This is a genomic window from Azospirillum sp. (genome assembly GCF_035628975.1).
Lineage (GTDB): Bacteria > Pseudomonadota > Alphaproteobacteria > Azospirillales > Azospirillaceae > Azospirillum.
Genome location: NZ_DASPIS010000122.1, coordinates 60,909 through 74,290, shown reverse-complemented (window position 1 = coordinate 74,290; position 13,382 = coordinate 60,909). Strand labels below are relative to the sequence as shown.

The following is a 13,382-nucleotide window of genomic DNA, read 5'->3' as shown; positions in this document are numbered from 1 at the left end:
GGGGCGCGTCAGCACATGCAACGGAAAGAAACGGTCCACAAACGTCGATAGCGCCGAAACCGAGCGGTCAAGCTCAGCGGGCGTTGTTCTGCATCAGCCTTTCAAGGTCGGCGCGGTCGCGGTCCTTATAACCGGTATCGGGTGCCGGTGCACCCCCGGTCTTCGCGGGGCTGGGTACCGGCGTCGACAGGCGGTCGAGCGCCTGCTTGGCCTCCATCGCCTGACGTGCGCGGTCGCGCGCCATGTCCATCTGGCCGAGCCCTTCCCTGCGCAGGTTCTCCGGAACGAAGGCGTAGAGAGTCTCCGCCCCCTTTGCGAGGAATGGACGTGTCTTCGCCTCCTGTAGCCAGACCGGCTGTTCCGCCGGGTTGGGCACCAGCCACAGGAAGAACAGGTAGGCGATCGACACCAGCACCCCGCCCTTCACCAAGCCGAAAACGAAGCCTAGCGTGCGGTCCAGCGCCGACAGGGCCGAGGCCTGCACCCCGCGCGACAGGCTGCGGCCCAACAGGGAAAGCACGATCAACGCGATGATGAACACCCCGACCGCGGAAGCGGCGTAGGCCAGCATCTCGAACCGGATATAGATCTGCGCATAGGGAAGGACATGGGGCAGCGCGTAGAGCGTGATCACCGCAGCGCCGGCCCAGGCGGCGACCGACACCACTTCGGCCACCATGCCGCGGCTGAAGGCGAGAAGCGCCGACAGAAGCAGGACGGCGATGACGACGATGTCCACCGGATTGACGGGAAGGTTGTCCATTGCCCTGTGCCGATAATTGAGATGCCGATTGAGGGGTGGCGTCAGATGAATTCGTCGTCGCGCCAGCGGCGCGTGTCGTTGTCGTCATGGCCGCGTCGCGAGGGCGGCCGGCCGGAGGAGCCCTGCGCCTGGAACAGCGGCATCAGCTCGCCCAATTGCTGGAGTTCCACCGTCTTCAGGCCGTTGTCGCCGCGGCTGCCCTTCTTGCCGGTCCGTCTCGCCGGGAAGATGGCGGAGGAGAAGCCGAGCTTCGCCGCCTCCTTCAGCCTCGTGTCGCTCTGGCCGACGGCGCGGACCTCGCCCGACAGGCCGATCTCGCCGAATACCACCGCGTCGGCCGGAACCGGCTCCCCGGTCAGCGACGAGACAAGTGCCGCGGCGACCGCGAGGTCGGCGGCCGGTTCGGTGATGCGCAGGCCGCCGGCCACGTTCAGATAGACGTCGTTGGCGCCGATCTGCACGCCGCAACGCGCCTCCAGCACCGCCAGGACCATGGCAAGGCGGGCCGAGTCCCAGCCGACCACCGCCCGGCGCGGCGTGCCGAGCGGCGACGGGGCAACCAGCGCCTGCACTTCGACCAGCACGGGGCGGGTGCCCTCCATCCCGGCGAAGACGGCTGCGCCCGACACGTCGCCGCGCCGCTCGGCCAGAAACAGGGCGGACGGGTTGGCGACCTCACCCAGCCCGGCGTCGCCCATCTCGAACACGCCGATCTCGTCGGTCGGGCCGAAGCGGTTCTTCACCGCGCGCAGGATGCGGAACTGGTGGCCGCGCTCACCTTCGAAATAGAGGACGGTGTCCACCATGTGCTCCAGCACCCGGGGACCGGCGATCATGCCTTCCTTGGTGACATGGCCGACCAAAAGCAGGACGACTCCGCGCCGCTTGGCGACGCGGATCAGCTCCTGCGCGCTGGCGCGGACCTGAGCGACGGTGCCGGGGGCGCTGTCCAGATTGTCCATATACATGGTCTGGATCGAATCGATGACGATCACCTCCGGCCCCTTGGCGTCGTCCAGCGAGGCGACGATGTCGCGCACGCTGGTGGCCGAGGCCAGATCCACCGGAGCCGACGCGCAGCCCAGGCGCTGGGCGCGCAGCCGCACCTGATCCACCGCCTCCTCGCCCGAGACATAGGCGCAGCGGTGGTCCTGCGACAGCCGTGCCATGGCCTGGAGCAGAAGGGTCGATTTGCCGATACCGGGATCGCCGCCGATCAGGATGGCCGATCCGGGGACCAGCCCGCCGCCGCACACGCGGTCGAATTCGGCGATGCCGGTCATGCGCCGCGGCGGCGCCTCGCTGTTGCCATGAAGGCCAACGAAGTCGATGCGGCGGCCACGGGCTGACCCGAGCCCCTTGGGCGCACTGTCGGGTGCGGCCTCTTCGACGAGGCTGTTCCATTCGCCGCAGGCGTCGCACTTGCCCGCCCATTTGGGGAAGGAGGCGCCGCAGGCCTGGCAGACATATCGGGTGGTGGGCTTCGCCAAAGGTCTGGTAGTCCGATGGGGATAAGGCCCGCCACATATAGCAAGCCGATCCGCCGAATCCTATGCTTGCAGGGGTGGAATGCAGGGGCTTTTTTCAGACCTGTGGCGTGATAGCTTGTTGCGCGGTTTGCGGATGGGCGCAGCGGCTGAAATACGGTCAGAGGATTTACGTGACGGATGACGGTTTGATGGACAAGGAAGGCAAGCGGATCGTGCTGCACGGTCCGGAGGGATTCGCGGCGCTGCGGAAGGCCTGCCGGCTGGCGGCCGAGACGCTGGACTACATCACGCCCTTCGTGGTGCCGGGCGTCAGCACGGGCAGGCTCGACAAGCTGATCGAGGAGTTCCAGCGCGACCGCGGCGGCATTCCGGCGACGTTGGGCTATCACGGCTATCCGGCCAGCAGTTGCATCTCCCCCAACCACATCGTCAACCATGGCATCCCCAGCGACGACAAGAAGCTGGTCGAAGGCGACATCGTCAACATCGACGTCACCGTGATCCTGGACGGCTGGTACGGCGACAGCAGCCGCATGTATTTCGTCGGCGAGAAGATCGGCGTGAAGGCGCGCAAACTGGTCGACCTGACCTGGCGCTGCATGATGGCCGGCATCGCCCAGGCCAAGCCGGGCAACCATCTGGGCGACATCGGCCATGCCATCCAGACCATGGCGGAAGCCGCGCGCTGTTCCGTCGTCCGCGACTTCGGCGGGCACGGCATCGGGCAGGTCTTCCACGACGCGCCGCATGTGGACCATTTCGGCAAGCCCGGCACCGGCGTGGAGCTGCGCCCCGGCATGGTCTTCACGGTTGAACCGATGATCAACGCCGGCCGGCATGAGGTGAAGATCCTGTCCGACGGCTGGACCACGGTCACCCGCGACCGTTCGCTGTCGGCGCAGTTCGAGCACCAGATCGGCATCACCGAGGACGGCTGCGAGATCTTTACCCTCTCGCCCGCCGGCTACACCCAGCCTCCCTATGGGAACGCCGCATGAGTGACGAACAGAAGCCTTGGGAGGTGCTGGGCAGCCGCGACCTGCTGGACGCCAGCCCCTATCTGAAGGTGCGGGCGGAGACCGTCCAGTTGCCGGATGGGCGGACGGTCGAGAATTTCTACCAGCTCGACCAGCCCGACTTCGCGCTGATGTATGTCGAGACCGCGGATGGCCGGGTGGTGATGCTGCGCACCTATAAGCATGGTGCCCGGCGCGTCAGCCTGACCTTCCCGGCCGGCGCCATCGAACCCGGCGAGGATCCGCTGACCGCCGCCAAGCGCGAGCTGCTGGAGGAGACCGGCTATGCCGCCGACGATTGGACGGCGCTGGGCGGTTTCGTGGTCGGAGCCAACTCGAAAGGCAGCACCTGCCACATGTTCCACGCCAAGGGTGCCCGGAAGGTGGCGGAGCCCGACAATGGCGACCTCGAGGACATGCGGATCGAGCTGCACAGCACCCGCGACCTGATCGACGCGGCGGCGCGCGGCGACTACGCGGTGCTGCCGGTGATCGCCATGCTGGGAGCGATGCTGATGCCGGAGTTGCGCGAGGGGCTGGGCATGGCGGCGCGGACGCGGTCGGTGTAAAATGACCAAGTAATCTTTCACCGACCGGGAGGGCGGTCATGGCCCTGCGCAAACACCGCCGGATGACGCTGGACGAGTTTCTGGTTTGGGAGGATCGGCAGGACAGCCGCCATGAATTCCTTCAGGGCGAGATCGTGGCAATGGTCGGCGGGACGGTCGCGCACAACCAGATCGCCGGTAACGTCTATTCCGCTCTCCGGGCGGATCTGCGCGGCTCGCCCTGCCGCGTATTCCAGGAGACGATGCGCATCCGGGCCGACGAGTCGGTGTTCTATCCGGATGTCTTCGTCACCTGCGCCGCGCTGGACGACCGCGATAGGCTGGCGACCGAGCCGACGGTGATCGTCGAAGTGCTGTCGGACAGCACCTCCAGCTACGACCATACCACCAAGAGCGCCGCTTACCGCACCCTGCCCTCCCTGACCCAATATGTTCTGGTCCATCAGCGGGTGGCGGTGGTGGAAAGCTTCCGGCGCGCGGGGGACGGCTGGACACATGAACTGATTTCCGGGCGAGAGGGAGTGCTGTCGATCCCGGCGCTTGAGGTGAGGCTGCCGCTGGCGGCGATCTATGAGGACACACGAGTGTCCTTCGACCTGATCATCCATGTGGGCGAGAACGACGATGCCTGAACGCGCCTTGTCCGCCGAGCGGCTGATCGAATTGCTGGGTCTGCAGCCGCATCCGGAGGGGGGCTGTTACGTCGAGACCCACCGGGCGGCTGCCGATGGCGGACGCGGGGCCGTCACCGCGATCTACTTCCTGCTGCGGGCGGGCGAGCAGTCGCACTGGCACGCGGTGGATGCCGTGGAGATCTGGCTCTGGCATGGCGGAGCGCCGCTGGAGCTGTCGGTCTATGAGGGAGGCGGTGCGGTCGAGCGCTGCCGGCTGGGGATGGACATCGAAGGCGGCGAGCGGCCGCAGGCGGTGGTACCGGTCGGTGCCTGGCAGGCGGCGCGGAGCCTTGGCGGCTGGTCGCTGGTGAGCTGCACCGTGGCACCGGCCTTCGAGTTCGCCGGGTTCAGGATGGCGCCGGAGGGGTGGGAGCCGGGGGGCGTTTTGCCCCCTCCCTAACCCTTCCCCGCACTCGGTCGGCCATAGGCCGATCCGATCGCGGGAGAGGGGACTGCCGCCGCATTGCTAATCTACCCTCTCCCGCCAAAGGCGGGGGAGGGAGGGACCCACGCGCGAGCGTGGGAGGGAGGGGGCACGACGCCCCTCCCCCGCTCAGTCTTCCGCGTACGGGTTCTTGCCCTTGCGCAGCAGCAACCGCACCGGCACGCCGGGCATGTCGAAGCTGTCGCGCAGGTGGGTGGTCAGGTAGCGCTGATAGCTTTCCGGGAGGTCGAGCGGCTTGTTCACGAACAGGGCGAAGGTCGGCGGGCGGGTCTTCACCTGGGTGACGTAGCGGATCTTGACCCGGCGGCCTTCCACCAGGGGCGGCGGATGGTGTTCCAGGACGCCTTCGATCCAGCGGTTCAACTGCGCGGTGGGAATGCGGCGGTTCCAGACGGTGTAGGTCTCCAGCACCCCGTCCAGCAGCGTGTCGAGCTTGTGGCCCTTCAGCGCCGAGATGGTGACGACCTTCACGCCCTTGATGTAGCCGAGCGTCGCCTCCAGTTTGTCCTCGACCTGACGCAGCGCCATGGCGCGGTCATCCACCGCGTCCCACTTGTTGATGGCGATCACCAGGGCGCGGCCCTCGGAGATCACCAGGCGCGCAATGGTCAGGTCCTGCTTGTCCAGGATGGCGCCGGCATCGACGACCAGGATGACGACATTCGCCATGCGGATGACGCGCAGGCTGTCCGCGACCGCCAATTTCTCGACCTTCTCGTCGACGCGGGCGCGGCGGCGCATGCCGGCGGTGTCGACCAGCTTGAACCGGCGGTCACGCCATTCCCAGTCGACGGCGATGGCATCGCGGGTCATGCCGGCCTCCGGGCCGGTCAGCACGCGCTCTTCGCCGAGCAGGCTGTTCAGCAGGGTCGATTTGCCGACATTGGGGCGGCCGACGATGGCGATCTGGATCGGCTTGCTGCGATCCTCCTCCGGCTCCGGCTGGTCGCCGATCGGGATGCTGGGATCGAAGCCGTCATCGGCCTCCTCCGCCTCTCCCCCGTCGTCGGGCGGGGCGTAGGGCAGCAGCGCCTCGACAAGGTCGGCCATGCCCTCGCCATGCTCGGCGGACAGCGGAATCGGATTGCCCAGGCCAAGTTCGTAGGATTCGAACATGCCGGGCTGGCTGGCCTTGCCCTCGGTCTTGTTGGCGACCAGCAGCACCGGGGTCTTGCCCCGGCGCAGCAGGTTGGCGAAATGGCGGTCCAGCGGCGTGATGCCGGCGCGGGCGTCGATGATGAACAGCGCGACGTCGGCGCGGGCGAGCGCCTGCTCGGTCTGGCGGCGCATGCGCGCCTCCAGGCTGTCGTCGGTCACATCCTCCAGGCCGGCGGTATCGACCACCGTGAAGGACAGGCCGCCGACATGGGCCGGGGCCGAGCGCCAGTCACGGGTGACGCCCGGCGTATCGTCCACCAGGGCCAGCTTCTTGCCGGCCAGACGGTTGAAGAGGGTCGATTTGCCGACATTCGGCCGACCGACGAGGACCACGGTGAACGACATGGGGCCAAAGGCCTTTCACAACAGACGGAGGAAATCCGCGATCAGCGGAACGCGACGAGCGTTCCGTTGTCGCACAGCACATAAAGAGTGTTGTTGGCAACGATCGGAGACAAGTAGGAACCGGTGGGCAGCGACCGCGTCACCTCCACCTTGCCGTCCGAAGGCGACAGGCCCAGCAGCTGGCCGTTGGACCCGGCGACCCACAGGCGGTTGCCCGCCATCACCGGGCCGGACCAGACGATCGGGCCGGTCTTGTCCTCGGGATCCTTGAAGCGGGCGAGCGGCGCCACCCAGCGGACCTTGCCGTTCTGGCGCGCCACCGCGACGACCTCCTGGTCGTTGGTGACGGTGAACAGATAGTCGCCGGCCAGCCAGGGGGTGTTGACGCCGCCGATCTCCGTTTCCCAGATGCGGGCGCCGATGCGCTCGTCGATGGCGACCATGCGGCCGGAATGGCCGATGGCATAGACGGCGCCGCGGTCGACCACCGGCAGGCCGCGGATATCGGCCAGATTGCTGAGCGCGCCGGTGCGGCGGATGGCGGCCAGGCTGTCCTGCCAGGCGACGCGGCCGTTTTCCGGGCGCAGCCCGAACAGCTCGCCCGAGGAATAGGGGGCGACGACCAGCGTGCCGGTGATGGCCGGGCTGGCGGCGCCGAGCAGTCCGGCGGTCTCCAGGATGCCCTGGTGCGACCATTGGACCGAACCGTCGTCCGTCGACAGCGCGATGGTCTGGTTATCGAGCGTGATGACCATCACCCGGCCGCCGGCGACGGTCGGGGCGCCGCGAACCGGACCGGCAATGCGCTTGCGCCACAGAACCTTGCCGCTGCCGGCATCGAGCGACAGCACTTCCGCAAAGCCGGTGGCAGCATAGACGCGGCCATCGGCATAAGCGACGCCGCCGCCGGTGGCGCCGCCGCGCTCGTTCTCCGGCCGGGTGTCGACGCGCCACAGCGACTGGCCACTGCGCTCGTTCAGGGCGGAGACGTGCGAATCGGCGTCCATGGCGAAGATGCGCCCGTCACCGATCACCGGCGTGCCGAGCAGTGCGCGCGAGCTGCTGGAACCGGAACCGATGTCGGCGCGCCATGCGTCGGACGGGTTGGCCGACAGAGCGAGATTGCCCAGCACATGGTCCGGCGTGCCGCCCGGCTGCGACCAGGCGGCGTTGGCGACCGCCGGCGGCACGGTGACGGCCATGGCGGCAAGCTGCGCGTCCGGCTCCACCTTGCGCTCGCGCTGCAGGACGGCGACGCGCTTGCCGGGCAGCGGCGGATCGGGGGTCTTGCCCATCCAGCTGTCCAGCGTGTCGCACCCGCCGAGGAACACTGCGAGGAGCGACGCGGACAGCAGCGCTGCCCGGCGGATGCTGCGGGACCTGGTGCCCGCCGTCTTGCGGAGAATCGCCTGTTGGGTCGTCATGGCGTTGGGTCAGCCCTTGCCGTAGAGGGTGGCGAGATCGGCGGCGCGGCTGCGCACGCCCGACGGCGCCTGTTGGTCGTCCGCCAGCTGCTTGAAGAGCGTGCGGGCCTTTTCCGTGTCGCCGGCGCGCACCGCCAGCACCGCCGTCAGTTCGCGCGCCGTGAAGCGCCACGGGCTGCCGTCGGCGGTCAGCGGCTGCAGCTTCGCGGTCAGCTGCGCCGGGTCGCCGCCGTCCGTGCGCTGCATCACCGCCATCAGAGTGGCGAGGTCGCGGTATTCGGCGGAGACGGAGCCGTTGCCGGCGATGCCGTCATAGACGGTCGCGGCCTCCGCCGGCTTGCCCTGGCGGATCATCAGGGCCGCGGCATTGAATTGGGCGATGGCGGCAAGGCTGGGGTTGGCGGAACCGGCGAATGCGGCCAGCGCCTCCACTCCCTTCTCCGGCCCCTGGGCGCTCTGCGCGATGGCGGTGACCAGCGCGGCGGTCTGCTCTTCCTTCTTCTGCGCCTGCCAGTGGCGCCAAAAGCTGTAGCCGCCGGTGCCAGCGACGATCAGGACGACGGCGGCAATCATGGCGCCGCCATACTTCTTGAAAAGGTGCTCCGCGCGGTCCCGGCGCAGATCCTCGTCGACTTCGCGGAAAATATCGCTCATGGCGCTGCGGTGGCGTCCTTGCGGTGGCGGCTTCGCGCACGGCCCGGATGGCGGCGCGGGTCGAGCGGAGCCTTGCCGACCGGTTACCCGGACGGATGGCTCCGCAAGATCAAGAGGGGCGGATAGCATCGGGCAACCCGTCGGGTCAAGAGCCTCCCTCTCCCGCAAGGGTGAGAAGACTTGAACGCCGAAAGAAATACGGGCCGCGGAGGCGATCCCCCGCGGCCCGGTTCCGCAGCCCGTATCGTTGCCCGGATCGGCCGAAGCCGTCCGATTCCTTAAGCCGACCCTATTCCTACGCCGACATGGCGGCAGCGGCGATGACCGCCTGGGTCCGGTTCTTGACGCCCAGCGACTTGAAGATCGCAGTGACGTGGATCTTCACGGTGCCTTCCGACAGACCCAGTTCATAGGCGATCTGCTTGTTCGACTTGCCGAGGCGCAGGCATTCCAGAACTTCGCGCTGGCGCTGGGTCAGGCCGTAACCGGCGCTGCGGTCGGCGACCTCCACCGTGCGGCGGCGCGGCGCGGCTTCCATGCTGGCGGTGAGCGCGCCCGGCGGCAGGTAGATGCCGCCCGAGAACACGAGGTTCAGGGCGCCCATCATGACCTTCACGCTGCTCGACTTCGGGATATAGCCGGTCGCGCCATGGTCGAGCGCGCCGCGGATATCGCCCAGCGCTTCCGATGCGGAGATCACCACCACCGGCACGCCCGGCTGCAGCGCCTGGATTTCACGCAGTCCGTCGAAACCCGGCCAGTTCGGCATATGCAGGTCCATCAGGATGATGTCGAAGGTGCCGCCCGCGCGGCACTGGTCCAGCACCTCGTCGAAGGTCCCGGCCTCGACGAAGCTGGCATCGCCCTGCAACTGCTCGAGCAACCGCCGCAGGCCTTCACGGAACAGCAGATGGTCATCCCCGATCAGAATCTTCATGGTCCCCGTCATCCTCGCTCGCCGGCCCCGGCCCGACCGATGATGGCCGGCTCACGCCTGGGCTGTTGTCGTTTTTGTCCGATGCGCCCCCGCGGCACCCGGATCACCCCATTCACTCCACGTCGACGACTTGGTGGTCGATCGTTCATGCGGCCTCTTACCGGTGTCGGCCGGAAGGCCGTCTGCCGTTGTTGGCTTGTTTTCGCTGTGTTGGGTATCTGATACCACGATCGGAAGAGCCTCTGTATCCGGACAAGGGCCATAGGTCATTGGAGGCTGCTACCCCCGTTCGAGGGGCCATAGGTCATGGCCGGCCAAAGCAACGCTTCCGACGAACGTCATAGATTCTGCTGCGGATGCGAATGTCGTTATCGCGCAGGCTCATTGGATTCACTTGCCCCTATTGGGATTATTCGAAATGAGACCTGTTGTCTCCATTAGCGACGGGAATTTTTCTGGAACCTTGCCATCTTTGTGGCGTTCGTGTGTCAGGCGATCAGTTAACACCGATTCGGCTGCGCAAGAGAGGAGGGAAAACCGTAACCAAACCGAACGGATAGTCCTGAAGGATGCCTGTACCAACGCGCATTCCCGTGTGACCCGGCCAGCACACATCATTCCATAGGTGTTACCGTTTCGAAACCTGAGGCGACCAACAAGGAGACGAAAAGCGATCTTGGCTGATCATCCATCGCCTGATTTACGCGGAGCTCAGTTCATTTCTAAATCACGCGGTGCGATCAGGATTTCCCTCCCGGGAATGACCGTCGGACTGCGGACAACGCAGAAATACTTGGCAGGGAAATTTCCCATAACCGCTTTGATCTTGACCGAAGACGTGCCTGGGCCAACCGGCCGGACTCCGTTTCAACCCTTAGACGCAGGCGGCGACGCCCCGAGCCGGGCCGGCCGTGGATGCCTCCTCCAGACAGAGCTGACCCATGCACACACACCATGAGTACGCCCATGAGAAAGCATCTCACCAGACCCGCAACGCGGTGACTCCCATGCATGTCTGCCTGATCCTCGACAACAACGCGCTGACCGAGAACGTGGTGCAGCAGCTCGACCGCGGCGGACGCCACCGCGTGACGGTTCTGCACGACATCGGGGAGTTGACCCAGAGCGCGCTGACGCCGGATGCGATCCTGATCGGCCTGCAGCAGTTCACCGCGCTTCGCGAGAACGAGCCGATGGTCTATCTCCGGCTGTCCCGCCGGTCCCGGATCGTCGTGGTGCTGTCCTCGCGCGAGTTGCTGGACGCCGCCCATATCCTGGCCTTCGCCGATGCCTGGGTGTTCGAGGATCTGAACGTCGACCGCATCAACGAACTTCTGGATCTCGGTCTGGAAGGGCATTGCCTGATGCCCAAGCAGTTCCTGTCGCGGCTGGGCGTGGACGAAATCCGCCTGACGCTGCTGCCGCGACTGTCCGACCCGGAGTTCGAGACCCTACGCCTGCTGGGCGAAGGCATGAACAACCGGACCATCGCCAACGCGCTGGACCTGTCGGAGGCGGTGATCAAGTCGATGGTGCGCAGCGTGCTGTCGAAGCTGCACTTCCGCAACCGCACGGAAGCCGGCGTCTTCGCCGCACGGCAGCAGGGCGCCCTGGAGCAGGCACGGTCCGGCATGACCCCGCCGCACATGCACGCCGCGGCAACCCGGCGCGCCGGGGTCTGAGCCCCGGCCTCACCGTTCGGGACCGCCCCCCGGGTGACCGGTCCGGCGGCCCATGCCCTACCGCTCAGCCAGCCGGAGTTCAGGCAGCCAAGCGCCGGCCCGCCATCGCTTCCTCGAAGCGGTCGAAGCGGGCGTCGAAGGACTGGCGGTCGATCTCGGCGAGCCGGAAGCGGACACGCACAACCCCCTCCTCGCGGGTGAAGGCCTCGAAGGGCAGCGCCACGCCCAGGCTGTCGAACAGCAGCGTGCCGCGGCTGCCGACGGCGTCGGCCTCGCCCAGCGCGGCGCCGTGGCGGGAGATGTCGAGCAGCCGCACGGTCAGCCGGCCTTCCGGCGCCTCGACCGTGCATGGGGCATCGACCCGGTAACGCGGCAGGCTGCGGCGGTCGACATCCTCCGTCGCCGTACGCACCGCCCGAACCAGCACATGCATCAACTCGTCGATGCTGTGGGTGACCTCCGATGCGCCGGCCCGCAGCAGGTCGGCGCGCTCCTCCGTCACCTTGGCCTCGCGCGACACCTCGTCGATGCGGGTCGACACGTCGGTGGCGGCGCTGGCCGTCTGCCCGACATTGCGCGAGATTTCCTGGGTCGCGGCCGCCTGCTGTTCGACCGCCGCGGCAACGGTGCCGGAGATGGAGTCGATCTCGCCGATGGTGCGGCTGATGCTGCGCACCTCCTCCACACTGCGGGCGGTGACGGACTGAATCTCCGTGATCAGGCGCGAGATCTCCTCGGTGGAGCGCGAAGTCTGGTTGGCCAGATTCTTCACCTCGTTGGCGACGACGGCGAAGCCCTTGCCCGCTTCCCCTGCCCGCGCCGCCTCGATGGTCGCGTTCAGCGCCAGCAGGTTGGTCTGGGCGGCGATTCCCTGGATCAGTTCCGCCACGTCACCGATGCGGCCGACGGCGGAGGACAGCGATTCGATGGTGCTCTCGGTCTGATTGCTGGCGGCGACGGCGGCACGGGTGACGCTAGCGGCATGGCCGACCTGGGTGCCGATCTCCTCGATCGAGACCGTCAGCTGCGCCGCGGCCGATGCGACCGCCTGGGCGTTGCTGAGCGCCTGCGCTGCGGCGGCGGCGACATTCTGTGCGTTGGAGCCGACCAATCCGGCCGAATTCGCCATGGCGCCGGCGTTGCGGTCCATCTCCTGGGTGCGGGCGGCGACCCGCTCGACTGCACCGCGGCTTTCCTGCTCCACCGTATCGGCCATCGACTGGAGGGCCTTGCGCTTCTGCGCCTCACCCTGGATCCGCTGATGCTCCTGCTCGGCGCGCAGCCGCTCCGCCTCGGCCATGCCTTCGCGGAAGACCAGGACGGAGCGCGACATCGCGCCGATCTCGTCCAGCCGCTTCGCACCCGCCACTTCGGCGGTCAGATCCCCGGAGGACAGCGCCGTCATCACCTGGCTGAGCTGGCCCAGCGGACGCAGCAGCCCGCGCGACACCAGATAGCCCGGCACCGCCAGCACGACGGCGCACAGCACGACCAGCATCGTCGCGAAGCGCATGCTGTCGTCGAAGGTCTTGAACACCTCCGCCTTCTTGATGCCGACATAGAGGATGCCGACCGGCTTGCCGGTCTTGTCCTTGATCGGGTCGTAGGCGGCGTAATAGGGCTCGCCCAGGATATCGACCATGCCGCGGAAGGGGGCGCCCTGGCGCAACACCGACTCGTAAGCGGGACCCTGGGCCAGCGTGGTGCCGACAGCGCGGGTGCCGTCGGCATTCATCACGTTGGTGGCGATTCGACGGTCGCCCAGGAACAGGGTCGCCGTCCCCCCGGTGATGCGCTTGATCTTGTCGACCACGACGTTGTTGTCGTTCATGACGACACCGTCGAGCAGCAGCTTTCCGTCGGCGACGGTGAAGGCACCGCCGCGCTCGTTCAGCGACGACCAGGCGATGTCCATGCTGAGGCGTTGCATCTCGATCGCCTGCCGTTCCAGGTCGCGGACGATCACCTGCCCGATCGCGAACAGGATCGCCGTGCTGAGGATCAACATGCCGAAGAGGTTCAACACCGTGACTTTCGTGGAAATCGAAAGCCGGCCGACAAAGGCGCGCAGGGCGTCCATGAGTGCCATCCACCAGGAAACAGTTTGCAAGTGCGAGTTCACAGTCGCGCGCACTATGCCATCCTGGTTTAGACTGCATTCATTTAAAATACATACGAGCCCTGCGACCACTTGTCGCGATAATCACCACGAACTCTTGCAACCC

12 protein-coding genes are annotated in these 13,382 nt (G+C 67.1%); 5 read left to right on the top strand and 7 right to left on the bottom strand.

What is annotated here, in order from left to right; all coding sequences use genetic code 11:
* Window positions 1-73: 73 nt before the first annotated feature.
* Together VD964_RS26035 and radA are read right to left on the bottom strand one after the other, a co-directional pair.
* Window positions 74-763: a CvpA family protein gene (locus VD964_RS26035; protein WP_324871377.1), complete on the bottom strand. Its 690-nt coding sequence runs from the start codon at window positions 761-763 to the stop codon at window positions 74-76.
* Window positions 764-804: 41 nt separating this feature from the next.
* Entirely contained in the window at window positions 805-2,253 is a 1,449-nt protein-coding gene (gene radA, locus VD964_RS26030) for a DNA repair protein RadA (RefSeq protein WP_324871376.1), read from the bottom strand.
* Window positions 2,254-2,441: 188 nt separating this feature from the next.
* Between radA and map the strand changes: the two genes are divergently transcribed.
* From map to VD964_RS26010, 4 genes are read left to right on the top strand one after another with little or no spacing between them, the layout of a single operon-like run.
* Entirely contained in the window at window positions 2,442-3,251 is an 810-nt protein-coding gene (map, locus tag VD964_RS26025) for a type I methionyl aminopeptidase (RefSeq protein WP_324871375.1), read from the top strand.
* The gene (locus VD964_RS26020) at window positions 3,248-3,838 is read left to right on the top strand and encodes an NUDIX hydrolase (protein ID WP_324871374.1); all 591 of its coding nucleotides are present in this window, start codon (window positions 3,248-3,250) and stop codon (window positions 3,836-3,838) included. The genes map and VD964_RS26020 overlap by 4 nt, the downstream gene beginning before the upstream one ends.
* 38 nt (window positions 3,839-3,876) lie before the next feature.
* A complete protein-coding gene (locus tag VD964_RS26015; RefSeq protein ID WP_324871373.1) occupies window positions 3,877-4,470 on the top strand; it encodes a Uma2 family endonuclease in 594 nt (197 codons plus the stop codon).
* Entirely contained in the window at window positions 4,463-4,912 is a 450-nt protein-coding gene (locus VD964_RS26010) for a cupin domain-containing protein (RefSeq protein WP_324871372.1), read from the top strand. Before VD964_RS26015 ends, VD964_RS26010 begins: the two co-directional genes overlap by 8 nt.
* Before the next feature lie 153 nt (window positions 4,913-5,065).
* Here VD964_RS26010 and der read toward each other — a convergent pair whose 3' ends face one another.
* The 4 genes from der to VD964_RS25990 form a co-directional block, all read right to left on the bottom strand.
* Complete coding sequence (gene der, locus VD964_RS26005) at window positions 5,066-6,460, bottom strand: ribosome biogenesis GTPase Der (RefSeq protein WP_324871371.1); 1,395 nt, start codon at window positions 6,458-6,460, stop codon at window positions 5,066-5,068.
* Between the two features lie 41 nt (window positions 6,461-6,501).
* A complete protein-coding gene (locus VD964_RS26000; RefSeq protein ID WP_324871370.1) occupies window positions 6,502-7,884 on the bottom strand; it encodes a PQQ-binding-like beta-propeller repeat protein in 1,383 nt (460 codons plus the stop codon).
* Window positions 7,885-7,893: 9 nt separating this feature from the next.
* Window positions 7,894-8,538 carry a tetratricopeptide repeat protein gene (locus tag VD964_RS25995; RefSeq protein ID WP_324871369.1) on the bottom strand — a complete coding sequence of 215 codons (645 nt, stop codon included), beginning with the start codon at window positions 8,536-8,538 and terminating at the stop codon, window positions 7,894-7,896.
* Window positions 8,539-8,833: 295 nt separating this feature from the next.
* Entirely contained in the window at window positions 8,834-9,475 is a 642-nt protein-coding gene (locus VD964_RS25990) for a response regulator transcription factor (protein ID WP_324871368.1), read from the bottom strand.
* 941 nt (window positions 9,476-10,416) lie between these two features.
* Between VD964_RS25990 and VD964_RS25985 the strand changes: the two genes are divergently transcribed.
* On the top strand, window positions 10,417-11,157 hold the full coding sequence (locus tag VD964_RS25985) for a response regulator transcription factor (RefSeq protein WP_324871367.1): 741 nt from the start codon (window positions 10,417-10,419) through the stop codon (window positions 11,155-11,157).
* A gap of 79 nt (window positions 11,158-11,236) precedes the next feature.
* Here VD964_RS25985 and VD964_RS25980 read toward each other — a convergent pair whose 3' ends face one another.
* Window positions 11,237-13,237, bottom strand: coding sequence for a methyl-accepting chemotaxis protein (locus VD964_RS25980; RefSeq protein WP_324871366.1), 2,001 nt, complete (start codon window positions 13,235-13,237; stop codon window positions 11,237-11,239).
* Window positions 13,238-13,382: the final 145 nt, after the last annotated feature.

Coding starts and splice junctions, on each gene's coding strand:
- VD964_RS25985 (WP_324871367.1), top strand. CDS start 10,417: ATGCACACACACCATGAGTACGCCCATGAGAAAGCATCTCACCAGACC.
- VD964_RS26020 (WP_324871374.1), top strand. CDS start 3,248: ATGAGTGACGAACAGAAGCCTTGGGAGGTGCTGGGCAGCCGCGACCTG.
- VD964_RS26010 (WP_324871372.1), top strand. CDS start 4,463: ATGCCTGAACGCGCCTTGTCCGCCGAGCGGCTGATCGAATTGCTGGGT.
- VD964_RS25990 (WP_324871368.1), bottom strand. CDS start 9,475: ATGAAGATTCTGATCGGGGATGACCATCTGCTGTTCCGTGAAGGCCTG.
- VD964_RS25995 (WP_324871369.1), bottom strand. CDS start 8,538: ATGAGCGATATTTTCCGCGAAGTCGACGAGGATCTGCGCCGGGACCGC.
- VD964_RS26015 (WP_324871373.1), top strand. CDS start 3,877: ATGGCCCTGCGCAAACACCGCCGGATGACGCTGGACGAGTTTCTGGTT.
- VD964_RS26035 (WP_324871377.1), bottom strand. CDS start 763: ATGGACAACCTTCCCGTCAATCCGGTGGACATCGTCGTCATCGCCGTC.
- der (WP_324871371.1), bottom strand. CDS start 6,460: ATGTCGTTCACCGTGGTCCTCGTCGGTCGGCCGAATGTCGGCAAATCG.
- map (WP_324871375.1), top strand. CDS start 2,442: ATGGACAAGGAAGGCAAGCGGATCGTGCTGCACGGTCCGGAGGGATTC.
- VD964_RS25980 (WP_324871366.1), bottom strand. CDS start 13,237: ATGGACGCCCTGCGCGCCTTTGTCGGCCGGCTTTCGATTTCCACGAAA.
- VD964_RS26000 (WP_324871370.1), bottom strand. CDS start 7,884: ATGACGACCCAACAGGCGATTCTCCGCAAGACGGCGGGCACCAGGTCC.